The following is a 25431-nucleotide window of genomic DNA, read 5'->3' as shown; positions in this document are numbered from 1 at the left end:
GTATTGATGGCAATTTGGTACGTCTGTATCTGCCCGTACCTGTTAGCTCCAGAATAGACTCTTCCGTTGGCCACGGCCATACCCTGGACGGTCACCGGCCTTGTATGACTCGCGATCCTGGCATGGAATTATCCGCTTACACCTCCGGATTTGTCAGTGCTTCCGCTGCGCCCAGCAGACCGGTGTATGGCTCGGTCACTACAAACACCGGTGTAGCTTCCAGCAATGGTCGCATGCGCCCCTTATCCTCAAAGCCATTGCGGAACGGACTTTCCAGAAAGAAGTCGAGGAAGCGGGGCAGAATACCACCACACAGATACACCCCCCCGGTACCACCCAGGGTCAGCACCCCATTGCCGGCCACCCTGCCCAGCAGTTCACAGAAATGGCGGAGAGTATGGCGGGCCAGTGCGTCGTTATCCTCCAGCGCCGCTGCTGTGACTTTTTCCGGTGCATCCAATGCTGCGGGAACGCCCTGTATCTCAGCATGGGCCTGGTACAGATTCAGCAACCCCTGCCCACAAAGTATTCGCTCCACAGACACCCGGCCAAAACGGGCTTTCAGAATACGCAGGATTTTCATCTCGTCTTCATCGGTGGGCGCAAAGTCCACATGCCCACCCTCGGTCATCAGCGGCACCCAACCTTCGTTGATTGGCACCAGACCGGATACCCCAAGACCGGTTCCAGGCCCTATCACCAGCCTTGCACGGCGACTGTCGCCCGGTCCGCCGCAGACATGCACAAGATGTTCTTCCGGAACGTGAGGAACGCCCAGTGCCATGGCAGTGAAATCATTGATTACCTTGAAGGTCCGCCATCGGAACTGCTGGCGGACCTCATCGGTATCAAAACACCAGTGATTGTTGGTCATTCGCACCCGCGTCCCCGTCACCGGGGACGCCACTGCAAGACAGGCCTCTCCGACCTCGGAAACCCCAACCCTGGCGAGATAATCAGTCACCGCATGGTCGAGGTTACGGTAATTACCGCAGGCCAGGACTTCGATAGCCCGGGGCTGGAAACTGCCACGCTCTACCAGTGCAAAGCGCGCATTGGTGCCACCGATATCGCCCACCAGGGAGTAATGTGTTGCCGTCATGCCTCGTGATTCCAGAAAAAGCTGGCGCCTTCCTCGGGGTTGCTGGCCGCACGACGCATCCAGCCAAACAGCTCCCGACCGTAGCCGTGATGATACCCAGTAAGATCTGCTTTTACAGGTTCACGGGCGGCAAATTCCTCTTGGTCCACTTCGATGGACAGCCTGCCCCTTTCGGCGTCCAGGCAGACCAGATCGCCATCCCTGACCCGGGCCAGCGGACCGCCGTCCAGCGCTTCGGGGTAGACGTGAATGGCGGCAGGCACTTTACCAGAGGCGCCGGACATGCGGCCGTCGGTCACCAGGCCGACCTTGAACCCCCGGTCCTGAAGCACGCCCAGGTATGGCGTCAGCTTGTGCAGCTCGGGCATGCCGTTGGATTTGGGCCCCTGAAAGCGGACAATCACTACGCAGTCCTTGTCGAGGCTGCCGGATTCAAACGCTGCTTTCAGGTCGTTCTGATCGTTGAATACCACTGCGGGCGCTTCCACCATCCTATGCTCACGCGCAACGGCAGACACCTTGATCACACCCCGGCCCAGATTACCGTCCAGCACCCTCAGCCCGCCATCCGGCGCAAACGGTTCCGCCGCGGAGCTGAGCACATCAGGCAGCAGGCTTTTTTCGGGCGCTGGCTGCCAGACCAGTTGATCGCCTTCCAGGTCCGGCATTTGGGTATAGCGATCAAGGCCATGCCCTACAACCGTTTCCACGTCGTTGTGGAGGTAGCCGGCATCCAGCAGCTCGCGAATCAGGAACGGCGTGCCGCCAGCCTCGTGGAACGCGTTTACATCTTCCTGGCCGTTGGGGTAAATGCGGGTCATCGATGGCACAACGGAAGACAGCTCCGCGTAATCGTTCCAGTCGATGATAATGCCCGCTGCCCGTGCAATGGCGATCCAGTGAATCGTATGGTTGGTGGAGCCACCGGTCACCAGCAGTGCAACGAGGGCATTTACAATGCTCTTCTCGTCAACCATGTCGCCCAGACCAAGCTCGCCGCCGTGGGGCTTGGACAGTTTAATGACCTGCTCCGTAGCGGCCCGGGTGAGCCGGTCACGCAGTGGTGTATTCGGATTAACAAAGGCCGCGCCCGGCAAATGCAGCCCCATCACTTCCACCAAAAGCTGGTTGCTGTTGGCGGTTCCGTAGAAGGTGCAGGTGCCCGGGCTGTGGTAGGACTTGCTCTCGGCCTCCAGCAACTCGTCCTTGCCCACCTTGCCTTCCGCATACAGCTGGCGAATCCGCTGCTTCTCCTTATTGGGGAGCCCTGACGGCATCGGGCCGGCGGGCACCAGAATGGTCGGCAGGTAGCCAAAGCTCAGGGATCCGATCAGCAGGCCCGGCACAATCTTGTCACAAATACCCAGTAGCACCGTGGCATCAAACATATTGTGACTCAGGGCCACCGCTGTACTCATGGCGATGGTATCCCGGGAAAACAGGCTCAGTTCCATACCCGGCTGCCCCTGCGTAACCCCATCACACATAGCGGGTGTGCCGCCGGCAACCTGGGCAACCGACCCCATACCCCGGGCCGCTTCACGAATCACATCCGGGAACTTTTCATAGGGCTGATGGGCCGAAAGCATATCGTTGTAGGCAGAAACCATGGCCACATTCGCCTTGTTCATAAACTTCAGGGTGTCTTTGTCCCCCTGACTGCAGGCGGCGAAACCATGGGCCAGGTTACCGCAGGAGAGAGAGCTCCGGTGCGGCGACTGGGCCTTGAGTTCGTTCATGCGGTTGAGATAGTCCTGCCGGCTGGCACGGCTGCGCTCAATGATTCTCTGTGTAACCTTGTCAACGGTCGGATGCATGGTGGGCTCCGTAGCAAATATTATTAATATCGTCACTTTTAGACGTAATTTTACTTTCTTTATTGGATGATTTCATCCATTAATCGTTCATTTCTTCTCTTTTTGTTGTTATATTTACTACATCACAATCGGAAATCGAACAAAAAATAACCACAAGAGGAGTCAGAGAATGACTATTCGCATCGCAATCAACGGTTTTGGTCGCATAGGCCGCAATGTCCTTCGCGCCCTTTATGAAAACAACTACCGGGATCAGATTCAGGTCGTTGCCATCAACGATCTGGGCGACGCTGAAACCAACGCACACCTGCTCAAGTATGACAGCGTTCATGGCCGTTTTGACGGTGTGGTCAACCATGACGCAGAGTCGCTGACTGTTAACGGTGATCGCATCGCTATTACCGCCATCCGCAACCCCGAAGAGTTGCCATGGAAGGATTTCCATATTGACGTGGTCCTCGAGTGCACCGGGCTCTTCACCAAACGTTCCCAGGCCGAGGCACATTTAACGGCGGGCGCTCGCAAGGTGATCATTTCGGCGCCCTCGCCCGATGCCGATGCCACCGTGGTTTACGGCGTTAACCACGACAGCCTGACTGCAAGCCACGACATTATCTCCAACGCCTCCTGCACCACCAACTGCCTGGCACCGGTGGCAGAGGCGCTCCACAAGGCTGTCGGTATCGAAAGCGGTCTGATGACCACCATCCACTCCTACACCAATGACCAGAAACTGAGCGATGTATACCACTCCGACCTTTACCGGGCCCGCTCGGCAACCCAGTCGATGATCCCCACCAAGACCGGCGCGGCCGCTGCCATCGGCAAGGTTATTCCCGAGCTTAACGGAAAACTGGACGGGCTCGCGGTCAGGGTGCCCACCATCAACGTTTCGCTGGTCGACTTCGGCTTCATTGCTAACCGGGAAACCTCCGTTGAAGAAATCAATGAAGCGGTCAGGGTGGCAGCGCAGGATAGCCCGATTCTGGGTTACAACACCGAAAAACTGGTCAGCGTGGACTTCAACCATAGTGCGCTTTCCAGTGTTTTTGATGCCAACCACACACGGGTACTCGGCCGTCACGTAAAAGTCATGGCCTGGTACGACAATGAGTGGGGTTTTTCGAACAGAATGCTGGATAATGCCATCGCCCTGATCAAAGCCGGCCAGTAAAGTTGGTCGGCTGGCGAACATCCGCTAGCCTATTCGGAATGCCTCCCATCAACCAAAGGACAACAAACATGCTCAGGCGTACCAAGATCGTCGCCACCCTCGGCCCCGCAACCGACTCCCCGGAATCCCTCGCCGCCATTATTGAAGCGGGCGTTGACGTAACCCGGCTTAATTTCTCTCACGGCAGCGCCGAAGAACACATTAATCGCGCTCGCCGCGTCCGTGAAACGGCAGCCAGCCAGAATCGCTTCGTGGCGCTTCTGGCGGACCTTCAGGGTCCCAAGCTGCGTATCGCCCGCTTTACAGAGAACAAGGTCACCCTGAAGGCAGGCCAAACGTTTATCCTCGACGCCGCAATGGACAAAGAAGCCGGCACCGAAGAGCGTGTGGGTATCGATTACGAGCAACTCATTGAGGACGTGGAACCTGGCGACATCCTGGTTCTGGATGACGGCCGCATCGAGATGGAAGTGACCTCGGTAGACGCCACCAGCATTACCTCCAAAGTCCTTATTGGCGGCCCCCTGTCCAACAACAAGGGCCTGAACAAGCGTGGCGGCGGCCTCTCCGCCGACGCGCTGACAGAAAAGGACAAACAGGACATCGTGACGGCGGCCCGCCTGGGCGCGGATTACGTGGCGGTGTCTTTCGTTCGAACTGCTGAAGACATGCACATCGCCCGCCGGCTACTGAAGGAAGCCGGTTCCGATGCGGGACTGGTCGCCAAGATCGAGCGCGCGGAACTGGCCCACGACGTGGAAGCCCTGGATGCGGTGATTGAAGCCTCCGATGCCGTGATGGTTGCCCGTGGTGACCTGGCGGTAGAGATTGGCGACGCCGAACTCGTGGGTGTACAAAAACACATTATCTCCCGCGCCAGGGTACTGGACCGCGCCGTAATCACCGCCACCCAGATGATGGAGTCGATGATTACCAACCCCATGCCCACACGGGCCGAGGTTTCAGACGTGGCCAACGCCGTCATGGACTACACCGATGCGGTGATGCTGTCCGCGGAGACCGCCGTAGGCGACTACCCGGTAGAGGCAGTGGAAGCCATGGTGCGCATCTGTCTCGGCGCTGAAAAGCAGCCCTCCATGCACCAGTCGAAGCACCGGATTCACGAGAGCATGGAGCAAGTGGACGAAGCCATTGCGCTGTCCGCCATGTACGCAGCCAACCACCTGGATGGTGTGTCAGCGATCATCTGTATGACGGAAACCGGCGCCACGCCACGACTGATGTCCCGCATCAAATCGAGCCTGCCGATTTTCGCCTTTTCCCGTCACCACTCCACCCAGCACCGGGTTGCGTTGTTCCGGGGCGTTCAGACCGTTCCGTTCGACTCAGCCAAGATCCCCAACGAACGCACCAACGCGCTGGCGATCTCCGAGCTGATCAGCCGGAATGTGGTCAAGGAAGGCGACCTGGTGGTGATGACCAAGGGCGATTACGTGAACGCCCAGGGTGGAACCAACACCATGAAGATTGTTCGGGTTGGGCAGGATATTCGCTGATTATTCTGTCCCGGGGGCGCCAGGGAGTGCGAGCACTCCCTGGCGCCCAGCACCAAATACCTCACTGAGATTCACGCTAACCACTGCTGTTAACGGTATGAATCCAGCTTGTGCATCAGGCTTTTTTTCACAACCGGCCACTCGAGGTTGATGATGGAAAATACGACCGTGTCACGGTAGCCACCATCCGGCATTCTTTGATGGTTACGTAAAACCCCATCCTGTTTCGCACCTAATCTCGCAATCGCAGCCCTGGACTCCAGATTATGCCAATGGGTACGGAACTCCACAGCTATGGCATTCAGATCCTCAAAAGCATGGCCCATTAACAGCAGCTTGCACTCCGTATTGACCGGGGACCGCTGATAGCTTTTGGCGTACCAGGTGTAACCAATCTCGACGCGATTGTTCTGGCTATCCGCATTGCAAAAACGTGTTGAGCCAATGACCTTGTTGGATGCTTTGTCGATGACGACGAACGGTAACGCCCTACCCGCTTCCTTTTCAGACAACGCTTTTTCAATGTAGCTGTGAATGGTGTCGCGTCCGGGCACACCGGTAAACCACAGCCTCCAAAGCTGACCGTCTGACGCCGCTTCCACCAGTGCGTCAGCGTGGTTCCTGTGCAGTGGAGCCAGCTTGACCGTGTCAGATTCCAGCACGACATCCCGAAGCCATCGGTTTTCATCCATCATTTCAAATTCCTTTTATTGGGTACATTTCCGATCAATGCCGGGCGCGAAACAGGAACTCCCCCGCCACCATGTCATTGTGGACGGCCTCCAGGATGGAGGGATCCAGGGCGTCTTCCCGTAAATCGTGCAGGCCGCAGCTCGCGAGAGCCTTACGCACCCGCACGTTGGGCCCCAGGTATTCATAGAGCACCCGGGCGCAACAGGGCATGCGTTCGCTGTTATCAGACACACCGATCTTGAGCCCGGTGAGCCGGCTTAAGCGGTTGCGGAAGCTGGGAAACAGGATGGTCTGAGTGATTTCGTGGCGATTCAGGGTTTCATAGTCCACCAGGAACAACCGGTCCGTCAGCAGGTAGGCCACCCCCTGATATTGGTTGTGACAGTACGGTTCGTGCTTGCTGGGACGCATCCGCTCGGTACGCTGGAACACCACCTGGTCGCCCCGACGTTCCAGGCACACCAGGTTCTGCAGCAGCTTGCCCGGCGTCGACATCGACAAATAGTACTCATAATAATAGCCGAGGTAGCGATCTATATCGTTGCGCCCCTCCTGACCCAACTGATCCAGGTGTTCGAGAAGGGTTTCATCATTCCCCTGCCGTTTCTTCTCGGGAACGGGCCTTACCCGCACCAGCCGCTGGAACTGCCAGTGCGGCAGCAGGATTTCCTGTTCATCAACCCCAAAGAAGTCACACAGGCGGCGCAGGATATTTGCCGAGGGCCTGTGCTGACCACTGAGGTACCGGTTAAATTGCGGGCGGTTGATGTCCAGACGACGGCACACCTCCGCAATCGACTTGTAGTAGCTGCACAGCAACCTGAGGTTCTGAGCCAGGTCCTGATGCGTGCCGCCATCATCCATCGTGTTCGCCCTCTCATCCGGAAGCGCCAGCCTGCGCTGACGCGTGTTGGCGCTAATGGTGCGCCAGATCGCACCATGTTGACGCCAGTCTACGAATTCTACCAGTCGCCCCGGGCTGGTTAAATAAAACCTCCTGATAAAAACAACCACCGGAGTTCCCTATGTTGGAGTTACTCAATGACCTGCTTTGGGGCAAGGTCCTGATTGCCCTGCTCGTTGCCGTTGGCATCGGCTTTACCGTTGCATCCCGCTTCGTCCAGTTCCGCTACTTTGGCCGCATGTTTCGCATCCTTAGCGCCAGCCAGGCTTTCCAGCGAGACAAACACGGCCATCTCAGCTCTTTCCAGGCCCTGTTACTGTCGGTCGCCGGCCGCGTCGGCGGGGGTAACATCGCAGGCGTGGCGGTCGCCATCACCCTCGGCGGCCCCGGCGCGGTTTTCTGGATGTGGGTCGTTGGCCTGATGGGTATGGCCACCAGTTTCCTCGAATGCTCCCTGGCCCAGACCTACAAACAGGCAGAGGCCGACGGCACCTACCGGGGCGGCCCGGCACACTACATCGCCCGGGGCATGGGCCCGAAATGGAAATGGCTGGCGGGCGTATACTCGGTGTTGCTGCTGATGACCTTCGGTTTCGGCTTTACCGCGCTGCAGTCCTACGCCGTGGCCACCTCCGTGGACGATGCCTTTGGGGTGCCAGTCGTCGCGACCGGCATTGCACTCGCGGTGCTGGTCGGTGTGATCATCTTCGGCGGGGTAAAACGCATCGCCCGTGTGACCGAATTTCTGGTGCCGATCATGGCAGGCGGCTACCTGCTGATTACCACGGTCGTGCTTGCCCTGAACCTGGAGCAGATCCCCGATGTATTCATGCTCATCGTCAACAGCGCTTTCGGGCTTGAGCCGGTTGTTGGCGGCGGCATTGGCGCAGCCATCATGATGGGCGTCAAGCGTGGGCTGTTCTCCAACGAGGCAGGCCTGGGCAGTGCCCCCAACGTGGCAGCGGTTGCCTATGTGCCCCACCCGGCCAACCAGGGCGTGGTGCAGTCGTTCTCAGTGTTTATCGACACGCTGATCATCTGCTCCTCCACCGCCTTCATTATCCTGCTCAGCGGCATCTACGAGCCGGCGGGCATGGGCGATGTGGGCGGCGTAGCGCTGACCCAGTCTGCCCTGGCAGATCATGTCGGCGACTGGGGCCGCAGCTTTGTGAGTATCGCGCTGCTGCTGTTCGGGTTCAGCACCATCCTCTACAACTACTACCTGGGCGAGAACAGCATCAGCTTCTTCAGTTCCGCCAACCTGAAATTCTTCAACATCTTCCGGGTCGCCGTCATCGGCCTGGTATGTTGGGGCGCCACCACCGACCTGGGCACTGTCTTTGGATTTGCCGATGTCACTATGGGGCTGCTTGCCCTGGTCAACCTGATCGCCCTGTTGTGCCTGTTCAAACCCGGCCTGCGCGTGCTGGAGGATTTTGACCAGCAGATCGCCGCCGGCATTGAACAACCGGTGTTCGACGCCGCCCGCTTCAAGGATATGAACGTGGACGCCGCCGCCTGGACCATCGAGCCCGAAGATCTTGAACGTATCACCTCGCAGGAAATAGCTACCAATGAACACCCGTCTCGAACATGATCTCCTGGGCGACCTGGCAGTGCCCGCAGACGCCTGGTACGGCATCCAGACCCAGCGCGCCCTGGACAACTTCGCCATCACCGGCGTGCCCATAAGCCACTTCCCGGATTTTGTCCGCGCTCTGGCAATGGTCAAGAAGGCCGCCGCGCTGGCCAACCGGGACCTGGGGGTACTCGCCCCCCACAAGGCGGAAGCCATCGTGGAGGCCTGCGACGACATCGTCGCAGGCCAGTTGCACGACCAGTTCGTGGTGGACCTGATCCAGGGTGGAGCCGGCACCTCCACCAACATGAACGCCAACGAAGTGATCGCCAACCTGGCACTGACCAAGCTGGGCCATAGTCTCGGGGACTATCAGCACCTGCATCCCAACGATGACGTTAACCGCTCCCAGTCTACCAACGATGCGTATCCGACAGCGGTGTGCCTCGCGGTCCAGTTCGCTGCCGCCCCTCTGGAGCGGGCCATCATTCAACTGAAGGAACGCCTGGAGGCAAAAGGCCGCGAATTCGCCGACGTGGTGAAAATGGGACGCACCCAGTTGCAGGACGCCGTGCCCATGACCCTGGGACAGGAGTTCGAGGCCTTTGCCGTCAACCTGGGCGAGGATATCGACCGCCTGCACGAAGCCAGCCTGTTGCTGTGTGAGGTGAACCTGGGCGGTACCGCCATTGGTACCGGCATCAACACCCCGCCCCGCTACCAGGCCCTGGCGGTGCGCTACCTGGCGGAGATCTCCGGCAAACCGGTGGTGTCCGCCAGCAATCTGGTGGAAGCCTCCTCCGACATGGGTGCCTTCGTGCTGTTCTCGGGGATACTCAAGCGCTTTGCCGTCAAGCTCGGCAAAATGTGCAACGACCTTCGGCTGCTGTCCAGCGGGCCAAGAACCGGGCTCGGCGAAATCATGCTGCCAGCACGGCAGCCGGGCTCTTCCATTATGCCCGGCAAGGTCAATCCCGTGATCCCGGAAGCCGTCAACCAGACCGCCTACCAGGTGATCGCCAGCGACCTGGCCGTCACCATGGCAGCGGAGGCCGGCCAGTTGCAGCTCAATGCCATGGAGCCGCTGATTGTCTACAACCTGCTGAACTCCATGAAAATGCTGGAATCCGCCTGCACCATGCTCGACGAGCGCTGCATCAAGGATATCCGCGCCAATGTCGAACAGTGCGCGCGCCACCTGGACAACAGCATCGGCATCATCACCGCTCTGGTGCCGCGGATTGGCTACGCCAATGCCACCCGTATTGCCAGCCAGGCGCTGAATTCCGGCGCCACCGTGCGTGAGTTGGTGCTGGCCGAGTCGCTGTTGCAACCAGAGGAACTGGACCGCCTGCTCAGCCCCCGCTCAATGCTCGCTCCCGTCGGGGACAGCGCATGAACCGCAAGTTACTGTTGGTCTATACCGGAGGCACCATCGGGATGGTGTCCTCCGGTAAGGGGTACGTACCCAGCGCGGATTTCAGGGGCCGCCTGCAGAGGTACCTTGACCTGCCCGGCCTTGACGTTATTGAGCTGGACCGGCTGATCGACAGCGCCAATCTCACTCCATCGGATTGGACCGGTATCGCGCGGGTGCTGGTTCGCCACTGGGACAACTACGACGGCTTTGTGGTGCTTCACGGTACAGACACCATGGCTTATACCGCCTCGGCCCTCTCCTACATGCTTCGCGGCTGCGACAAACCCGTGATCCTGACCGGTGCCCAGATTCCCCTGGACCAGGAACGGAGCGACGCCCTGGATAATGTAACCACCGCCCTGGCGATGGCGGCCATGCCACAACTCCAGGAAGTCTGCATCTGCTTCCGCAACCGACTGCTCCGTGGCAACCGGGCACGAAAAGTCAGCACCAACGGACTCGATGCGTTCGACTCCCCCAACGCCCCCTGGCTTGGTGAGGCAGGTATCGATATCAGTCTCCGCGACGAAATGCGGCTGCCTTCAGACCATCCGGACTTCCTGATACCGGAATTTGACAACCGTGCCGTGGCCGCACTCACCCTCTACCCTGGCATTCCCGCTGCCCTCGTTCAGGCAACATTGGGACTACCGGGGCTCAAGGGCCTGATCATCCACAGCTACGGTGCCGGCAACCCGCCCGACGCCAACCCCGCGCTGATCCAGGCCCTGGAACATGGCGTCAATCAGGGAATCACCATCCTGAACATCACCCAATGCTTGCAAGGCAAGGTGTCCCAGAACGCCTACGCAACCGGCGCGGCACTGGACAGGATCGGCGTTATCCCCGGCTCGGATCTGACACCAGAGGCGGCCTTCGCCAAGTTGCACTACCTGTTGGCCACAGGTCATAAGGGGCAGGAACTCAGGAATGGCCTGATGCAGCCATTGTGTGGCGATAGTGGGAAGCCGCCCCATCGTTCCGAACCCGCTTTGCCGTTAGACTAAGCCACGGGCGTCGATCCCCACGACGCCATTGTGGTCCGCTTTCCGGAACGCCCTCTCACAAGCATGTATCAGTGCAGATTGAAATGATCGCGTGATAACATTCCCGCCCTATCGCGACAACCGCCAGAGTTATCAAACGCATGTCAGACAAGAGATCAGGATGACCTATTCCATAGCAGTGATTGGCAGCGGCATGGCAGGCTTGGCGGCAGCCTATCGGGCGCGTCGCGCCGGCCACGATGTCACCGTATTCGAAGCCAGCAACGGTCATGGCATGGACGCCCACGCCCTCACGGTGGATGGCGGCCTGGTGGATGTGCCCCTACGCGTGATGAGCCCGGACGCCTGGCCCAGCGTACTTCAGCTCGCCAAAGAAGTGGGCGTGGGCACCTTCGAAGTAGGCGTACACACCTCTTGCAGTTGGACCAACGGTCACACCTGGTTTCGCAGCGGGGAGATTCCGATACTCGGCTGGCCCTGTCTCGGTTCCTGGCGCTATCTGAACACCCGCGCACTGCGAATGGCTAAAGGCATCTGGCAACTGAGTCGCCTGACTCAGAAGCTGGCGCGGGATAAAACCGACGTCACTCTCGGCGAAGTCCTTAAGCACCAAAACTTCGACCCGTTATTCTGGCGCGGACTGGTGCTTCCCATACTCTCCACTATCTGCACCTGTGAAGAAAAACACCTGCTGAACTGGCCAGCAGCGCAACTGCTCTCGTCACTCCACGGCATTCTCTTCGGCTCGGAGCTCTATCGCCTGGAGGGTGGCACCGCGGCGTTGGTCGAAGGCTTGGCCGTAGACCTGCCTCTGTACTCCGGCAGCCCCGTTGCACAGGTCGAAGTCAGCGACCTGGGGGTGAAGGTCTACAACCAGCGGGGGGACGGTGGCGTGTTTGACCGGGTGATCGTCGCTACCCAGGCTAATCAGCTGAGTTTTCTGGATGACACACAGTTTGGTGACGAACGGAAAGTGCTGGAAAACATCGGGTTCGACGCGGGCGAGCTCTGGGTCCATCAGGACCCACGCTTCATGCCCTCGAAAAAAGAGGACTGGACCGCGCTGAATTTCCAGATGGACGAGGCGCTGGAAAAACCCATGTTCACCGTCTGGGTCAATGAAGTGGAACCCACGCTCACCGGCAGCGCGCCCGTGTTCCAGACCTGGAACCCGCTGTTCGAACCGGACCCGGACACGGTGCTGGCCCGGGTAGCGCTGGAGCGCGCCGTCGTCCACCGTGGCACAGCGCGCGTTCACGAGGCCCTCGGCCAGTGGCACCGCAGGCCCGGCCGAAAAGTCTTCTTCTGCGGTTCCTGGGCCTACGAAGGCGTGCCGCTGCTGGAATCCGCCGTGCGCTCAGCCAATGCCGTGGTGGACGCCATCAATCAGCCTCCGTCCGCATAAACATCGAACGGATGACTCAGCTCCCGGCTTCGCCCAGGGAGCGTCCAGATAGCTGGCTCGAGCTCCGGAACATCTAATCAGGGCGTGTCGCCCCGCCCTGGTCCGCCTGATATAGTCTGGTTATAAACAGCGATGGCGGACCGAGATATGTCACATAATATGGGATTGATCGAACGGGTCGAGCATATCCGCGAACTGACACCCCTGGATGCGGCCGAGGAACTGGCCCGGCTGCCGGCGGACGATATCCAGTTCATTCTCTCTCGGTTGCCCGCTGAACAGGCCCTCACCGTAGCCTCCCACCTCGCCGAAGTAGCCGCCCCGGACGAGTCGGCCACCCGCGCGGTGCTGACCGGCATGGAAGAAACCATCGGTGAGCTGATGACCCCGGCAGCGGCGATGCTTCCGGCCAGCTATACCGTCGCCGAAGCGCTGACCTTCATGGTAAAAAGCGCCGACGTCTCCGAGATCAGTTACATTTTCGTGACCGAGGAGCATCGCCTGGTGGGGGTGGTGGGCATGCGCGACCTGATTCTCGCCAAGCCCTCTGAAGTCCTGGCCAGCATCATGGTGCGCGAGCCTTTCGCCTTTCACCAGGACACACCAATCGAAGAAGCAATCGGCGAAGTGCAGTACCGGCACTACCGCATGTACCCGGTGGTGGACGAGCAGCAGCACGTGGTGGGCGAGGTGCGTGGCTGGAAGCTGTATGAACGCATCGCCTCGGAACTCACCGCCCAAGCCGGCTCACAGTATGGTGTAGCAAAGGAAGAGCAGATCAATACACCGGTGCTGACGGCCTTCCGCATGCGACACCCCTGGCTACAGGTGAACCTGATCACCGCTTTCGCTGCCGCCTTCGTGGTGGGCATGTTCGAAAGCACCATCGCACAGATCGTCGCCCTGGCCGCCTTCCTGCCAGTGCTCGCCGGCCAGAGCGGCAACACCGGCTGTCAGGCGCTGGCGATCACCCTGCGCGGCATCACCCTCGGGAAGATACAGGACTATCCGATCAGCCGATTGTTGCGCAAAGAGATTCTGCTGGGCGCGCTCAATGGCGCCGCCGTGGGCGTGATCGCCGGCATCGCCATGTTCGCCTATGCCCTGTCCACCGGCTCTGCCAACCCGGCCATGCTCGGCCTCGTCATTTTCATTGCCATGATCGGCGCCTGTATCGGCAGCGGCATCTTCGGCGTTGCGGTACCGTTGCTGCTCAAACGCTTCGGCGCCGACCCGGCCACCGCCAGCAGTATCTTCCTGACCACCTTTACCGACATCATCGGCATGGGTCTGATGCTGTTCCTGGCCACCTCGCTGGTGCTGTAGGCTTTATTTTGTGCTGGCTTGTATTTACTCCCAACCGAACCGCTTGGGGTCCGTTTGATCCCGAAATTCGTCCGATAATTCCATGACTTCTTCAAACTCATCCAGGGCCTGAGTGCAGAACTGCTCTATGGCTTTTTCCTTGATGACTTTGAACTTTTTCCAATCACTCTCTTTCATGCCCCTCCCCCCTTGTGCCTGCGCTTGTTAAACGAAAATTCGCCCATTGGTCACGGGTGATTCTCCATTCGACATGGCTCCAGCCTTTGCTTCGCATCCACTCAGGGCTCGGCCGTATGATTGCCGTAGCACCCAGTGCATTTACAAGGCGTGCTATGCGCGAATTAGCACTGACAGTGCCGCCGTATATGGTATGAAGATTGAGCGTACCAAACCCAAACTCAACCAAAGCATGCATGACTTCCGTAGCGTACGCATACCGCCCCCAATACTCTGGTGCCAGTTCAATTCCCAGCTCTGCAGTACCTTTCTCCTCACCGCCGCTCCGCAAGCCACAACAGCCGACGAGTATTTGGGGATCCCCGCGCCGAATGATAGCAAGCTGAAAATTTACCCTTGGCTGTTCCGCAGCCCATGCTCGAAAAAGTTCAAGAAGTTTACGAGCATGCTCCGTCGTCGTGTGTTCCGTTCCATAGAACTCATGAGAGCGAGGGTCTCTATGATACGCCTCAAATGCATCGGAATCCGTGTCATTGAAATCACGGAGCAGGAACCTCCTTGTCGTTAACTCCACTACCCTGCCCCTCAGTTCGTTTAACGCTCGGCTCATGCCCCGGTTTGCCTAGTGACCCCGACCAGCAATCCCCATGCAATTGGCATAGAAGGTGGTGGTCGCAGGCCAGTCAGAGAAGATACCAATTACCCCGACATCGCGGGCCAGCACATCTATCACAGTGAAAACATCACCATCATTATTGATGGCGTCGGTGATGGTCTGGTGGTACCAGCCACCTCCGTCAGCCAGCGGTCCGCTGCGTTCAACCGTCCAGGCAATCAGGTCCAGCCCCGCAGTCCTGGCGTTTTCAGCGTACTCCGACGGAATGATTTCCTGGTGGGCATCCAGGGTCAGCATCTTCCATAATGCCGGTGCCAGAATATTAACCCCTTGTGCGGAGAGATCCTCCATCCAGGCCAGGGACGAGTTTTCCGGCGTCAGCGGGGCCTGGTCCAGGAACACCGCCTGTTTTCCAAACCGGGGCGTCTCATTGACCCAAAACAGCACGTCGTCCAGCAGGAACGACTGCGGCCATACATCCGCCGGACTTACGCCCGCATCAATGTAGTCCTGAATCATCTGGCGGGCATAGTCTTGTTGGCTATAATCCCCTTCAAACGGCATATCCACCACAGGTGTTTTCAGTTCCGGTGTGAACTTCACACCCAACGCCTTGAACAACTCAATGCTTTCCTGGTGTGTCAGCAGAGTACCGCGGCTGCTGTACAACTCGGTACGCCAGTCGGCCGTCCCTTCCAGGTACTCCTCAGGGGTGGTTGCCATTGGGTTGAATGCGTCCATCTTGCCTTCCAGGGACTTGAATTCTTCCAGAGTGATATCGCTGGTACGGCATTCTGCCTGCGCCTCGGTGCCGCTTTCCGGATCCGCCGGCACAAACGGCTGGGTGCATTTTGCGTTCAGTTCGGGAATGGCCACGATATTGGTGGTGGTGTGAAGGTCGTTTTGGGCATGGCGGCAGACCAGTTCCCTGTCCTTGGTGAAGGCAACGTCGCATTCCAGGATACCCGCGCCCATTTGAGCAGCTGCAACGTAGGACTCCATGGTGTGCTCGGGGAACTGCAAGGGCGCACCCCGGTGACCGATCGAGAAATCCGTAGGCCTGAAGTTTTTGCCATGGCAGGACTGCAGGGTGTCTTTTAGTGGCCCATCGTCCATGTCATTCACCAGCCAGAAAGGCCTGGGTCCGAGATGAACCTGGCGCTTGCCTCGGTGGATTTTACCATTCAGATCCGGCCATTTATCGTGCCAGTTTTCCAGGCCCGGGGGCACCCAGTTCTCGCCTTTGCCATGCCCACCCGGCGCAGCATTAACGACGGAGAACAGTGACATCAGTAATGCCACAACCAGTAACATGCGTAACTTCATAACAAGCTCCCTATGTGATGAATGACACTCCACGACTACTATCAGCGGGGTGGGTTACGTTGTAGTGACGATTTGGTGACTGGCCCGGCCTGGTTGTACAGATACATGTCCACTGTAAAAGCCATCAATATTGCAACCGTGACCTGCCCTGGTCATGTTTTCTGAATATCCAGTTTCATTTCCAGCAGGGATCCCTGAAAACCAAACTTTTCATATGCCCGAACAGCGGAACCATTCTCCGCATACACGTCGAGATAGAAGTTGGTGACTCCTTGAGATTGGCCCCAACGAACCAGATCCTGCAAAATCACTTTGTTCAGCCCAAGCCCTCGATATTCCTCAGCCACGTACATGAAACCGAGGTATCCGTGACTATCATGCTCCAAGGCAGGCTTTGAGTGGCGGACCTGAACGTATCCAGTGGCGATAACGACTCCAGAAATCTCTCCCACTACCAACCTACTGAACTGATCAGCCATCAGTTTTTCGATATCGTAATAGTAAGCATCCTGTTCTTTCAGAGACGCGTTAAATGGACGCTCAGCGTCAATCACTTTTTGCTCCAGAGCCATGAGACCATCATGGTCTTCACCCCGTGCTTCCCTCACAACTAATCCATCTAAATTCATCAATACTCCAATGCAACTTTGAAAGACCGGCCGCGCACTGGCGCGAATTATTAATTGGTTACCCCAATGTACCACTTGGGCTTAATGCGCCCTAAGTCCCGGCGAGTATTTGATTTCAGTGTTTTTTTGGAATCCAGCACCATTTCTTTGCCGCCTTCTCTGACAAACACTACCCAATGCCAGAATGGCTTGCCCTGCTCCGTGTGCCACTTGATGGCCATGAGTGCCTTGTCCGGAAGGCGCTCCCAGGACTCGAATGGTGTTTCTTTGGGGGAAACCGAAATGCCGAACTCACGCAGGAGTTTCCGGACGTACTCAGTGTCCGACCAAAGCGCTTTGTCTGCGGCATAAATACCCAGAGCATTCGCTCTCTTTTTGGCCTCAGCATAGGTGACGCCGGCAATTGCGGCACTTGCAGCGATGCCGCAACCGGTTACTTCTTCCTGGATGACGGGTTCCATGTCTTTCCCAATTCACATTGAACTTACCGGGGCCAAAAGTCTCATGTCGCTGTTATGAAACCCTGCCCGGCGAAACGGGTTTCACCAAATCAGATAGTACCCCGCGACCGATTACACGCTATTGGGACCATCTTTCATCTTGAGCACGTCATCCATACGTTCCAAGTACGCAGGAATCGAGGCGTCCTCCAATGCAGCATGCTTGAGCGGCGTCTCTAGCGGTACCCGTGCGATATTGAAAAGGAACGCATAAAGAATCGCATCAAACGAGGTCACTTGGTCACCTACCGCATACTTGTGCTGACTTAGCTGCCAGGCCATCGCAGTAAGATCCGCAATGCCGGTGGCGTAGACCTCAGCCAATGGATAACGACCATAACCCTGCCCGATGAGGCTTTTTCTGATACCTCTTCGCGCCGCACCCGCCACCAAGTGGCGAGCCGCGGATGGCACCATGCCAAAAAACGCATCCCTGGTGTTGGGCCAGTACTTGTCGTCTATCCACCGTGACAAGACGATAGTGAAGTAAAGACTCTCCTCACACGTACGACGCAGCAAATGGCCGGAGGCTAATTCAGCCGCGGAAAGCTGTCCGTCTAGCGGGTCACCGTATGTCATCTTCAGGTACGCCAGGATGTTGCCACTGTCGGGAACTTTCTGTGACTGGTCAATGATGAATGGGAGCTTGCCTCTTGGCCCTTTGAAAGGAAGAGTGCTCTTGGTCTGATAGGGAATCCCTGCCAAACGACAGTAAGTCTCCACCTTGAGACAGAACGGGCTTGCATTCAAACCCCACCCCGGCGCGAATTGATGTATCTCGATCACGGCATCTCCCCGAGTCTGATTTTCCCAAATAAAGTGCACCCAAGCCTATGAACTATCGCCAGTTTTGAGAACCAACAAGACGAGTGTTTGTCAGTTCCCAGGACGCGAACTGGCACAGTAACTCGGTTTTCAGCCCAACACTGAGCGCTGAGAAAGCCCGGCGTTGCGGATGAATCCTTAGATCCTTACCGGTACCTGTTATTGCCATGCATTCGCAGGTCCTTCCTCATAGTACTGATGCACCTTTCAGTGCCTCCCGTATGAAATCTGCCTTAGCCGCGGTATATGCCTCTCTATCTGACCTGAATTCTTCTGCCCACAGCCGCTTTTTCTGCTCATACTGTTCTGCTAGTTCAGTGTGGGCACGAAGTAAGTTCCGAAACGCCAAGCGCCGATCCCATTCGTGACTACCGTACACCACAAGGTGCAGGTGATGTGTCCGGCGCCCTTCGGCCCATCGCATAAGCCAACGCCGATCAACTAACGAGGCATTGAACTCCATTGATGTTGTATATTTTGCATGGCATAACGGTTCCATTAATTCATCGGCACGCGATATCGAATCCACTCCAGCCAGAATATCAATGATCGGCTTGGCTGAAAGGCCAGGTACTGCTGTGCTGCCAATGTGCTCTATCGCCAAAAAGTAATCAGGAAACAAACGAAGGAGGCGGTCTCGCTCTTCTTCAAATATGGTTGGCCAGTTCTCGTCATACGGGAAGATTGTCACCGGCTCCTGAATTGCTCTATTTAGGGATTCTTCTTCGTCCATGACCCACCATCTATAGCAATATGACGCCGCTCAGCACGCGCGGCTACGGAATGTAGGCGAAGCCGCGTTGTAGTAAACGTCTTCGTGACTGGCCCGGTTATACAGACTTTGCCACCAACATCTCAGTGGCGCCTTTTTGGAAACGGTAGCTCACAGCCTGCAGCGAAACATCAATACCGTCTGCGGATAGTGCCGTCATGACCGAATCCAAATGCTTCGAGGCCTCTCCATCCAGAGAGATAACCGGAAAGACGCGAACCTCGGAGGCAACTCTGCACAGTTCCCGCATTGATGCCAGGTGAGCCACCTCATCTACGTGGGCACTGTAGAGAAAAAGGTAGTGGGAGCAGAGAGCCAGATCGAAATCGGAGTCAGGGAATGGCAACGAAGGCAATGATGCTGATACATACCGCCCTTGGCGACAACCGGTATCAAAGTCAGAAAGAAACTTCGACATGGCTTTCATCCGAACGTTGCCAAGCTCTCCAACGCTGCCCAGTGAGTCCCAGATATAGCCGTCTGCCCCCTGTTTCATCTTAGCCATGATGTCCGGATACACTTCATCAATCCGGCGACGTATCTCCTTCGTCTCGAACTGATACACCGGATCACAAGACGTGATTTGGCTCCCCCGTTTCGTTGCCTCCGCGTTGAAGCTCGCTGGGCCGTCACCACAGCCAAGAATCCGCTTTTTCAGATCATCTTCTGATAATCCGAACATTGCCTGGTATTCTTCAAAAGACCGACCCCATGGGACTACGTTTGCTAACTCCAATTCTGACTCTCCCTAGTCTGTATAACGCCGCTCAGCCCGTGCGGTTACGGAATGTACGCGAAGCCGCAATGCAGTAACCGTCGCCGTGACTGGCATGGTTAACTGTCGCTCCCCCCATAGTGCGACCTCAATACTTTATGACGGTGCCTGAAGACGAACCGGTAAACCGGTGCCAGAATAAATGCCATTAGGGGCAACCTACACTGGAACTCGACGGTATCGGTAACCCGGCAGGATGACCCGTTCAAATCAATGTCCCGACAATGATGCCACAACTTGTTGGTTAGAGAACTGGACTCCTCCACAAAACCACGTTGGCGATCAATGCTCTGGAAAAAGAACGTATGCCGATCGATGGGAATGAATCCGAAAAGTAGTATCCAGCTGGAAAAAAGTATCCTGCCTGTAGGCCACTCAATGATTGCCTGGTTAGACCATTTGGGAGGTGCGGTCATGCGGATGAGAGGACTCAGCTCCGAATTGACCCCCTTCATGGTAAGAAGTCCGCCGACCTCCTTCGGACTGACTTCAAGATTGCTCGATACTTGAAACTTCACCACTGCCCTCCGTGACTGTGATGGTTACATGGCAATCACACCATACCTTTGAAATCCGGCTTTGCCATTGGAATTCTTTTTCAAAAACTCGTCAGATTCAGTGTCGCCAGCCAGGATATCGACATCAATCCATTCGTGGTCAATATTCAGCAGGTTGCAAACGAGCTGAACCTTGTAGCAGTTGCCTGATTTGGTATCACCGTAAATCTTCACGCACTCTCCTTTGCTATGTAAAACGCCGCCCATCACCGGTGGCAAAACCGGAGCAAAGCGGAGGTTTTGGCATCCGGTGGATGGGATGGTTATACCTCTTCAACGGCTCTTGTCATATATGTCGCGTCTTCCCCATACGCGGAAAGGTCTCGCTTTAGCGGCTCATCCACGTCCACAACCTCAAAGCCATTACGTTTCCAGTACGATGATGCCCCCTGGATAGCGACAAGGAACAACCGTTCATATCCCCGCTGTTTTGCGGTATCTAGCACCGCATCCAACAATTGTTTTGCTGTACCAGCCTTACGGGCATTAGGGCTCACCGCCATATCGTGGATGCACAGGCTGTCCGGATCTGACGGAATAGAATACTCGACGCGATCCAGATCCAATATTTCTCCGAATACCCACGGCAGAGCAACGACATAACCCACGACACTTTCGCTCTGAACTGCCTTATAACAGAAATCCGGGTAAGCAGAGAGCTTTGCGGAAAACGAATCTGCTGACTCCAGGAAATCCTGGCTGTAGCACTCCCGCTGTATGCGCAACACCTCCGGGAGGTCAGGCTGCGATAATCTTCTGATCTTCATGGTGACACACATCCCCGCCAAATTTGGTATAACGCCGCAATCACGCACTTGTCGCGTGCACGGCCTGGTTATGCTGTGCTGGATGGTCACTTACCAGTCGTCCATACATCGCCGAGTCAGAGACGATGCCGTTGACTTCCCAACGCTGCTTTAGCAGGCCCTGAGTTTGCTTTGTTCATATTGTTTCTTTTGGAATAGATCAGAGGCGCGATCATATAGAGGTTTTGCCATGGGATTTCGCCGATCCTTGCTGCCTCGATAGCCTCTGACAACGACCCCTCGACTTCCTTAAGCCATTCCAGGCCAGCGCCTCGAAACTCCGGCAACATCAAACGCGTAGAATTTGGTGCCAGGTACCGGATTATGAAAATAAGGCTCAATTTCAGTAAATCCCATTTTCTCGTACAAGGCTTGCGCTTTTCTCGTGGGAGGTACTGCATCCAGAACAAGTCGGTCGTAACCTAACTCTTTGAGTTTTAGCACGAGGTTTTCCATAAGCAACCACCCGATACCGCTCCCTTGCTGGTCCGGACGGACGTACAAGCGCTTTACCTCCGCTGTATGTTCATCGATTCTCCTGAAGCCAACACCACCAGCAACGGCAGAGCCCACCATTGCAAACGTGTATTGTCCGCTTGGCAAAGAAAAGAGTGTTTCCAGGCTGGCCATCTCTCCCTCGAAATCCTGGTAGGAAAGATCAATGCCGAGCCAATCCGTGTACTCATAAATTAACCGTCGGAGTTCCCCGCTATCGGAGGGAAAACGCACATCCCTGATTACCATCAACTACTCCCTGTTTTTCGGTCAGTGCTTAATGCCAGCCATCAGCCGCGCGAAGTATGAGCGTCGGCTACGTGGCTGTGTTCAGCATGATGGGCAATTTCATCTGCTATCCGAGGCAGCAAGGCCTTTGGCAGACAATGCCCAAGCCCGTCAATTTCTACCAGTCGACCATTAGGCAACAAATTCGCAATGTGCTTGCCATGGGGTGGCGGATTGAGAGGATCCTCAGAACCCTGAATCACCAAGGCCGGAACGCTCACCTTCCTCAACTCCCTCCCCCTGGAAAGAGGTACTGGCGTTGTCATTGCGTGATTTCCAGGCTGTGTCCAAGTTCCAGCATGATCTATACATCGTTGCTCACGCAGTCGAAAATCCGACGCATCAAACTCAAGCTTTTCTCCCGAGAGGAGGCCCCACTCTTTCACGCGACGATCAAGTTCTTCTTCCATGCTCTCTGAGGGCTTTGCTCGTGCAGAAAGCGCTTCAAGCACTTCTTTTTTGGGAAGGGGTAAACCATCCGGTGAGCTCTCTCCTGAAAAGGCCCGTCCGATATTTCCTACGAAGTCCACATCAAGTGCTGCTCCACACATAAGGGTCAAGCTGTGGAGCCGATCCGGATGATCCAACGCAAGCAGTTGACCTAATGTCGCTCCTATCGATAAGCCTACAGTATGCGCTTTGTCTACTTCCCACGCGTCGAGAATCGAAACTGCATCTGACGCCAGGTCCTCCACGGTATAGGGGGCATCATCAAACTCAATGAAGGTAGAGCGCCCCGTATCACGATGATCATACCGAATCACTCGATATCCCTTGGACACGAGCAGCTCAACGAAATTATCCGGCCACATGAGGGCCGATGCATTAGCGCCAGCGACGAGAAGAATTGTATCGGCTCGACCAGAACCGACTGACTCACTCCAGAGTGATCTGCCGTCCACATTTACAAATTTTTCTGGCATTCAAACCCCTTCCATATTGCTACCCAAAACTGCTGAACGCCAAGCCCACCGGAGACCTTGCTAGAGCGGAGAAAAGGGCATCCGAGTGACACGCTTAGTTATCTTGCACTTGGAACCTCGCCGGTCTCAACAAGATTTATAAATTGCTCCGCACTAAGAAACTGCACTCCCTGAGATTCAGCTTTCTCGATTTTTTTTGGACCCGCGTTTTCACTACCCACCAGATAGTCAAGCTTCTGGGTCATCGAAGCGACAACCTTGAAACGATCATAATGCGCAAGACTGGTGAGCTCTTCTTTTTTACTTGTACCGAAGGGACTTTTTCTACAGCCTCAACGCTTGCAGCATACGCGCTCTTAGAATGTAGTCGAAGGGTAAGCGTCCGGCCATCACACCTTGTCAGTAATAGCCGGCTTCCAGTTGTGAGGCAATAGCTCATCGATGGCGTTGTTCTTCTGCATCGGGAGACGGGTCAGCACATCCTTCAGATAGGCATACGGATCATGTCCGTTCAGCTTCGCCGACTGGATCAGAGTCATGATGGCAGCCGCACGCTGACCACTGCGCAGTGATCCCGCGAACAACCAGTTGGAGCGGCCCAGCGCCCAGGGCCGGATCTGGTTTTCCACCCAGTTGTTGTCGATGGGCACAGCACCATCGTCCAGGTAGCGCGTCAGCGCTGCCCAGCGTTTGAGGCTGTAATCCAACGCTTTGGCCGTGCCGGAACCATCCGGCACTTTCTGGCGATGCGCCAGCATCCACTGATGCAGCGCATCAGCAATCGGCTTGGCTTTTGTTTCCCGGATTTCCTGCCGCTTGTCCGGTGGCAGGTCTTTGGTGTCCCGCTCGATTTCGTAGAGCCTTCCGATGTACTCCAGCGCCTTAGCGGCTAGCTCGCTCTTGTTGGCTTCGTGCAGATCGTAGAACTTGCGCCGGGCGTGGGCCATGCAACCGATCTCGATGATGCCGTTGCCGAACCCGGCCTTGTAACCAGCGTAATCATCACAGACCAGCTTGCCCTGCCAGTCACCCAGGAAGGTGCGGGCGTGTTCGCCTGCACGGCTGGGCGCGAAGTCATAAACGGTGGCTTTCAGGTCCGAGAACGGTGTGGTGCAGTAAGCCCAGACGTAGGCCTTGTGGGTTTTCTTCTTGCCCGGGGCCAGCATGCTGACCGGGGTTTCATCGGCATGCAGAACGCTGTGGTCCAGCAGGGTGTTTCTCAGCGCATCCACCAGGGGCTGTAACTGCACACCGCAGGCACCGACCCATTCGGCCAGGGTGGAGCGCGGAATTTCGAGGCCGGCGCGACCGAAGATGCGTTCCTGACGGTACAGCGGTAGATGATCGGCGTACTTGGCCACCAGGACCTGAGCCAGCAGACCAGCGGTGGGAATGCCCTTGTCGATCACCTGCGGTGGCACCGGTGCCTGGACCAGGGTCTCGCAACTGTCACAGACCCACTTGCCCCGGATGTGGCGTTCCACCGTGAACTCGCCCGGAACGTAGTCCAGCTTTTCGCTGACGTCTTCGCCGATGCGCTTGAGCTGGCAGCCGCAGCGGCACTGAGTGTTTTCGGGCTCGTGGTGGATCAGGGTGCGGGGCAGTTCCGGCGGCAGCGGGGTGCGCTTGGGCTTTTGCTTTGGCCGGGCAGCTTTCTGCTCCTCGGTCATCGCCTGTTCCAGCTCGACTTCGATAGCCGCCAGGTCGCTGTCGATCAGTTCATCCAGCAGTCGTCCCTGGACGGCGTCCAGTTGCTCGCTGCGCCGGGCATACTTATGGCGCTTGAGGATGGCCACTTCGTGAGTCAGCTTCTCGATGACCGCATCACGGTGCACCAGGGCCCGCTCCTTGTTCTCGACACGATCGAACAGTTCCGTGGCAAGAGCACGGAGCTGATCGGCAGAGAGTTGGTCGAGATCGGGGCGCTGAGTCATGCCCGTCAGTATGCCAAGTCCATGTGCCGCAAGCGATTCGCGGTTCTGGCTATGGCGATATCACTCAGCTTATGGTTACAGAATGGAGATCACGCCTTCAGCGCCAAGGCGTTGCCAGGGCAGGCCCTGAACCAGAGCGGATAACTGTTCCTCAGTCAGGCGCAGTTGGTCACCGCGCCAGGCTTCGCCCCAGTGGAACTTGCCCCGATTCAGCCGGCGAGCACAGAGCCAGATGCCCAGGCCATCGTGGATCAAGACCTTCATCCGGTTGCCCCGTTTGTTGGCAAACAGGTAGGCGCAATGCGGCCTGGCAGAACCGAAGACCTGAATAACCCGAGCCAGCGCTTTGTCTGGCCCGGCTCGCATGTCCAGCGGCTCAGTGGCCAGCCAGATCTCGTCAATGCGGATCATCCCAGCAGATCCCGCAACAGGGCGGCACACTGGTGGGCCTGCTCCGCAGGCCACTCCACCACCACCGCACCACCGGCGCGGGGAATCTCGATGCGGATGGTGCTACGCTTATCCGAGACCGATTGGTTGCCCGGTGCAGAGGTTGCAGCAGGCAGATTAACCGGAACAAATCCCGGTGTTGCTGGTGTTTTATCCGCTCGCTGCGCTTCACTCATCCAGCGCCGGACCATGTTGGCGTTGAGACCGTTATCCAGTGAAATCCGGGAAACGGAGGCCCCGGGTTCCAGGCATTTGGCGACAATCTCGGCTTTGAATTCGCGGGAAAACCGGCGACGGCGTTGGTAGGGCTTGGTTACGCTTAATTCGTTCATGTTAAGTGTCCACTAGAAAATAAGTGGACACTATCCTGACGTTGGCAGCGCCGTGCTCAAGATGGGATCACCGGACGCTTAC

26 protein-coding genes and 2 pseudogenes are annotated in these 25431 nt (G+C 56.9%); 7 read left to right on the top strand and 21 right to left on the bottom strand.

The genetic code is table 11. From position 1 onward, the window contains the following. Window positions 1–136: 136 nt before the first annotated feature. A complete protein-coding gene (locus ACJO3M_RS04735) occupies window positions 137–1102 on the bottom strand; it encodes a glucokinase (protein ID WP_407000145.1) in 966 nt (321 codons plus the stop codon). Then, entirely contained in the window at window positions 1099–2919 is a 1821-nt protein-coding gene (gene edd / locus ACJO3M_RS04730) for a phosphogluconate dehydratase (RefSeq protein ID WP_407000143.1), read from the bottom strand. Before edd ends, ACJO3M_RS04735 begins: the two co-directional genes overlap by 4 nt. Before the next feature lie 169 nt (window positions 2920–3088). On the opposite strand from edd, the gene gap reads away from it, so the two are divergent. Together gap and pyk are read left to right on the top strand one after the other, a co-directional pair. Further along, a complete protein-coding gene (gene gap, locus ACJO3M_RS04725; RefSeq protein WP_407000141.1) occupies window positions 3089–4093 on the top strand; it encodes a type I glyceraldehyde-3-phosphate dehydrogenase in 1005 nt (334 codons plus the stop codon). Between the two features lie 68 nt (window positions 4094–4161). Next, entirely contained in the window at window positions 4162–5610 is a 1449-nt protein-coding gene (gene pyk / locus ACJO3M_RS04720; protein WP_407000139.1) for a pyruvate kinase, read from the top strand. Window positions 5611–5699: 89 nt separating this feature from the next. On the opposite strand, the gene ACJO3M_RS04715 is transcribed toward pyk, so the two are convergent. Beyond that, window positions 5700–6305, bottom strand: coding sequence for a GNAT family N-acetyltransferase (locus ACJO3M_RS04715; protein ID WP_407000137.1), 606 nt, complete (start codon window positions 6303–6305; stop codon window positions 5700–5702). Window positions 6306–6336: 31 nt separating this feature from the next. Continuing rightward, on the bottom strand, window positions 6337–7317 hold the full coding sequence (locus tag ACJO3M_RS04710; RefSeq protein WP_407000135.1) for a helix-turn-helix domain-containing protein: 981 nt from the start codon (window positions 7315–7317) through the stop codon (window positions 6337–6339). 11 nt (window positions 7318–7328) lie between these two features. On the opposite strand from ACJO3M_RS04710, the gene ACJO3M_RS04705 reads away from it, so the two are divergent. The 5 genes from ACJO3M_RS04705 to ACJO3M_RS04685 all read left to right on the top strand — a co-directional run bounded on the left by ACJO3M_RS04705 (window position 7329) and on the right by ACJO3M_RS04685 (window position 13944). After that, window positions 7329–8804 carry an alanine/glycine:cation symporter family protein gene (locus tag ACJO3M_RS04705; protein WP_407000133.1) on the top strand — a complete coding sequence of 492 codons (1476 nt, stop codon included), beginning with the start codon at window positions 7329–7331 and terminating at the stop codon, window positions 8802–8804. After that, a complete protein-coding gene (locus ACJO3M_RS04700) occupies window positions 8782–10185 on the top strand; it encodes an aspartate ammonia-lyase (protein ID WP_407000131.1) in 1404 nt (467 codons plus the stop codon). The genes ACJO3M_RS04705 and ACJO3M_RS04700 overlap by 23 nt, the downstream gene beginning before the upstream one ends. Continuing rightward, window positions 10182–11213: a type I asparaginase gene (locus ACJO3M_RS04695; RefSeq protein ID WP_407000129.1), complete on the top strand. Its 1032-nt coding sequence runs from the start codon at window positions 10182–10184 to the stop codon at window positions 11211–11213. Before ACJO3M_RS04700 ends, ACJO3M_RS04695 begins: the two co-directional genes overlap by 4 nt. A 160-nt stretch (window positions 11214–11373) precedes the next feature. Then, window positions 11374–12618 (top strand): FAD-dependent oxidoreductase, encoded by a 1245-nt coding sequence (locus ACJO3M_RS04690; protein WP_407000127.1) that lies wholly within the window; start codon window positions 11374–11376, stop codon window positions 12616–12618. Window positions 12619–12765: 147 nt separating this feature from the next. Then, window positions 12766–13944: a magnesium transporter gene (locus ACJO3M_RS04685; protein ID WP_407000125.1), complete on the top strand. Its 1179-nt coding sequence runs from the start codon at window positions 12766–12768 to the stop codon at window positions 13942–13944. 24 nt (window positions 13945–13968) lie between these two features. Here the strand turns inward: ACJO3M_RS04685 and ACJO3M_RS04680 are convergent, their stop codons facing one another. The 17 genes and pseudogenes from ACJO3M_RS04680 to tnpA form a co-directional block, all read right to left on the bottom strand. Continuing rightward, the gene (locus ACJO3M_RS04680) at window positions 13969–14121 is read right to left on the bottom strand and encodes a hypothetical protein (RefSeq protein ID WP_407000123.1); all 153 of its coding nucleotides are present in this window, start codon (window positions 14119–14121) and stop codon (window positions 13969–13971) included. Continuing rightward, window positions 14108–14731: a GNAT family N-acetyltransferase gene (locus ACJO3M_RS04675; RefSeq protein ID WP_407000121.1), complete on the bottom strand. Its 624-nt coding sequence runs from the start codon at window positions 14729–14731 to the stop codon at window positions 14108–14110. The genes ACJO3M_RS04680 and ACJO3M_RS04675 overlap by 14 nt, the downstream gene beginning before the upstream one ends. A 12-nt stretch (window positions 14732–14743) precedes the next feature. Then, window positions 14744–16063: a glycerophosphodiester phosphodiesterase family protein gene (locus tag ACJO3M_RS04670; protein ID WP_407000119.1), complete on the bottom strand. Its 1320-nt coding sequence runs from the start codon at window positions 16061–16063 to the stop codon at window positions 14744–14746. 152 nt (window positions 16064–16215) lie between these two features. Next, complete coding sequence (locus ACJO3M_RS04665; protein ID WP_407000118.1) at window positions 16216–16692, bottom strand: GNAT family N-acetyltransferase; 477 nt, start codon at window positions 16690–16692, stop codon at window positions 16216–16218. Between the two features lie 50 nt (window positions 16693–16742). Further along, on the bottom strand, window positions 16743–17153 hold the full coding sequence (locus ACJO3M_RS04660) for a hypothetical protein (RefSeq protein WP_407000116.1): 411 nt from the start codon (window positions 17151–17153) through the stop codon (window positions 16743–16745). 111 nt (window positions 17154–17264) lie between these two features. Continuing rightward, window positions 17265–17978, bottom strand: a complete 714-nt coding sequence (locus ACJO3M_RS04655) for a glutathione S-transferase family protein (RefSeq protein ID WP_407000114.1) — start codon at window positions 17976–17978, stop codon at window positions 17265–17267. A gap of 226 nt (window positions 17979–18204) precedes the next feature. Beyond that, a complete protein-coding gene (locus tag ACJO3M_RS04650; RefSeq protein WP_407000112.1) occupies window positions 18205–18750 on the bottom strand; it encodes a GrpB family protein in 546 nt (181 codons plus the stop codon). 97 nt (window positions 18751–18847) lie between these two features. After that, window positions 18848–19525 carry a class I SAM-dependent methyltransferase gene (locus ACJO3M_RS04645; RefSeq protein WP_407000110.1) on the bottom strand — a complete coding sequence of 226 codons (678 nt, stop codon included), beginning with the start codon at window positions 19523–19525 and terminating at the stop codon, window positions 18848–18850. 98 nt (window positions 19526–19623) lie between these two features. Continuing rightward, window positions 19624–20082: an Rv1443c family protein gene (locus tag ACJO3M_RS19255; protein ID WP_504362676.1), complete on the bottom strand. Its 459-nt coding sequence runs from the start codon at window positions 20080–20082 to the stop codon at window positions 19624–19626. Window positions 20083–20142: 60 nt separating this feature from the next. Beyond that, window positions 20143–20328, bottom strand: a pseudogene (locus ACJO3M_RS04640) (thioredoxin domain-containing protein); the annotation flags it as partial. Between the two features lie 56 nt (window positions 20329–20384). Beyond that, on the bottom strand, window positions 20385–20888 hold the full coding sequence (locus ACJO3M_RS04635) for a GNAT family N-acetyltransferase (RefSeq protein ID WP_407000108.1): 504 nt from the start codon (window positions 20886–20888) through the stop codon (window positions 20385–20387). A gap of 288 nt (window positions 20889–21176) precedes the next feature. Next, window positions 21177–21671, bottom strand: a complete 495-nt coding sequence (locus tag ACJO3M_RS04630) for a GNAT family N-acetyltransferase (RefSeq protein WP_407000106.1) — start codon at window positions 21669–21671, stop codon at window positions 21177–21179. Between the two features lie 41 nt (window positions 21672–21712). Further along, window positions 21713–22633 carry an alpha/beta fold hydrolase gene (locus tag ACJO3M_RS04625; RefSeq protein WP_407000104.1) on the bottom strand — a complete coding sequence of 307 codons (921 nt, stop codon included), beginning with the start codon at window positions 22631–22633 and terminating at the stop codon, window positions 21713–21715. Between the two features lie 98 nt (window positions 22634–22731). Then, window positions 22732–22941, bottom strand: a pseudogene (locus tag ACJO3M_RS04620) (BRCT domain-containing protein); the annotation flags it as partial. A gap of 81 nt (window positions 22942–23022) precedes the next feature. Further along, window positions 23023–24567 carry an IS66 family transposase gene (gene tnpC / locus ACJO3M_RS04615; RefSeq protein WP_406999692.1) on the bottom strand — a complete coding sequence of 515 codons (1545 nt, stop codon included), beginning with the start codon at window positions 24565–24567 and terminating at the stop codon, window positions 23023–23025. Between the two features lie 75 nt (window positions 24568–24642). Then, window positions 24643–24978, bottom strand: coding sequence for an IS66 family insertion sequence element accessory protein TnpB (gene tnpB / locus ACJO3M_RS04610; RefSeq protein WP_406999690.1), 336 nt, complete (start codon window positions 24976–24978; stop codon window positions 24643–24645). Further along, window positions 24975–25349 (bottom strand): IS66-like element accessory protein TnpA, encoded by a 375-nt coding sequence (gene tnpA, locus ACJO3M_RS04605; RefSeq protein ID WP_406999688.1) that lies wholly within the window; start codon window positions 25347–25349, stop codon window positions 24975–24977. Before tnpA ends, tnpB begins: the two co-directional genes overlap by 4 nt. Window positions 25350–25431: the final 82 nt, after the last annotated feature.

This window comes from Marinobacter alkalisoli (genome assembly GCF_045449795.1).
Taxonomy (GTDB): Bacteria; Pseudomonadota; Gammaproteobacteria; order Pseudomonadales; family Oleiphilaceae; genus Marinobacter.
The sequence above is the reverse complement of the archived record's forward strand: the minus strand, read 5'-3'. Positions and strand labels throughout refer to the sequence as shown.

Bases quoted from the DNA above. Each gene is read 5' to 3' on its own strand.
- ACJO3M_RS04735 (WP_407000145.1), bottom strand. From the start codon at position 1,102: ATGACGGCAACACATTACTCCCTGGTGGGCGATATCGGTGGCACCAAT.
- edd (WP_407000143.1), bottom strand. From the start codon at position 2,919: ATGCATCCGACCGTTGACAAGGTTACACAGAGAATCATTGAGCGCAGC.
- gap (WP_407000141.1), top strand. From the start codon at position 3,089: ATGACTATTCGCATCGCAATCAACGGTTTTGGTCGCATAGGCCGCAAT.
- pyk (WP_407000139.1), top strand. From the start codon at position 4,162: ATGCTCAGGCGTACCAAGATCGTCGCCACCCTCGGCCCCGCAACCGAC.
- ACJO3M_RS04715 (WP_407000137.1), bottom strand. From the start codon at position 6,305: ATGATGGATGAAAACCGATGGCTTCGGGATGTCGTGCTGGAATCTGAC.
- ACJO3M_RS04705 (WP_407000133.1), top strand. From the start codon at position 7,329: ATGTTGGAGTTACTCAATGACCTGCTTTGGGGCAAGGTCCTGATTGCC.
- ACJO3M_RS04700 (WP_407000131.1), top strand. From the start codon at position 8,782: ATGAACACCCGTCTCGAACATGATCTCCTGGGCGACCTGGCAGTGCCC.
- ACJO3M_RS04695 (WP_407000129.1), top strand. From the start codon at position 10,182: ATGAACCGCAAGTTACTGTTGGTCTATACCGGAGGCACCATCGGGATG.
- ACJO3M_RS04690 (WP_407000127.1), top strand. From the start codon at position 11,374: ATGACCTATTCCATAGCAGTGATTGGCAGCGGCATGGCAGGCTTGGCG.
- ACJO3M_RS04685 (WP_407000125.1), top strand. From the start codon at position 12,766: ATGTCACATAATATGGGATTGATCGAACGGGTCGAGCATATCCGCGAA.
- ACJO3M_RS04680 (WP_407000123.1), bottom strand. From the start codon at position 14,121: ATGAAAGAGAGTGATTGGAAAAAGTTCAAAGTCATCAAGGAAAAAGCC.
- ACJO3M_RS04675 (WP_407000121.1), bottom strand. From the start codon at position 14,731: ATGAGCCGAGCGTTAAACGAACTGAGGGGCAGGGTAGTGGAGTTAACG.
- ACJO3M_RS04670 (WP_407000119.1), bottom strand. From the start codon at position 16,063: ATGAAGTTACGCATGTTACTGGTTGTGGCATTACTGATGTCACTGTTC.
- ACJO3M_RS04665 (WP_407000118.1), bottom strand. From the start codon at position 16,692: ATGAATTTAGATGGATTAGTTGTGAGGGAAGCACGGGGTGAAGACCAT.
- ACJO3M_RS04660 (WP_407000116.1), bottom strand. From the start codon at position 17,153: ATGGAACCCGTCATCCAGGAAGAAGTAACCGGTTGCGGCATCGCTGCA.
- ACJO3M_RS04650 (WP_407000112.1), bottom strand. From the start codon at position 18,750: ATGGACGAAGAAGAATCCCTAAATAGAGCAATTCAGGAGCCGGTGACA.
- ACJO3M_RS04635 (WP_407000108.1), bottom strand. From the start codon at position 20,888: ATGAAGATCAGAAGATTATCGCAGCCTGACCTCCCGGAGGTGTTGCGC.
- ACJO3M_RS04630 (WP_407000106.1), bottom strand. From the start codon at position 21,671: ATGGTAATCAGGGATGTGCGTTTTCCCTCCGATAGCGGGGAACTCCGA.
- ACJO3M_RS04625 (WP_407000104.1), bottom strand. From the start codon at position 22,633: ATGCCAGAAAAATTTGTAAATGTGGACGGCAGATCACTCTGGAGTGAG.
- tnpC (WP_406999692.1), bottom strand. From the start codon at position 24,567: ATGACTCAGCGCCCCGATCTCGACCAACTCTCTGCCGATCAGCTCCGT.
- tnpB (WP_406999690.1), bottom strand. From the start codon at position 24,978: ATGATCCGCATTGACGAGATCTGGCTGGCCACTGAGCCGCTGGACATG.
- tnpA (WP_406999688.1), bottom strand. From the start codon at position 25,349: ATGAACGAATTAAGCGTAACCAAGCCCTACCAACGCCGTCGCCGGTTT.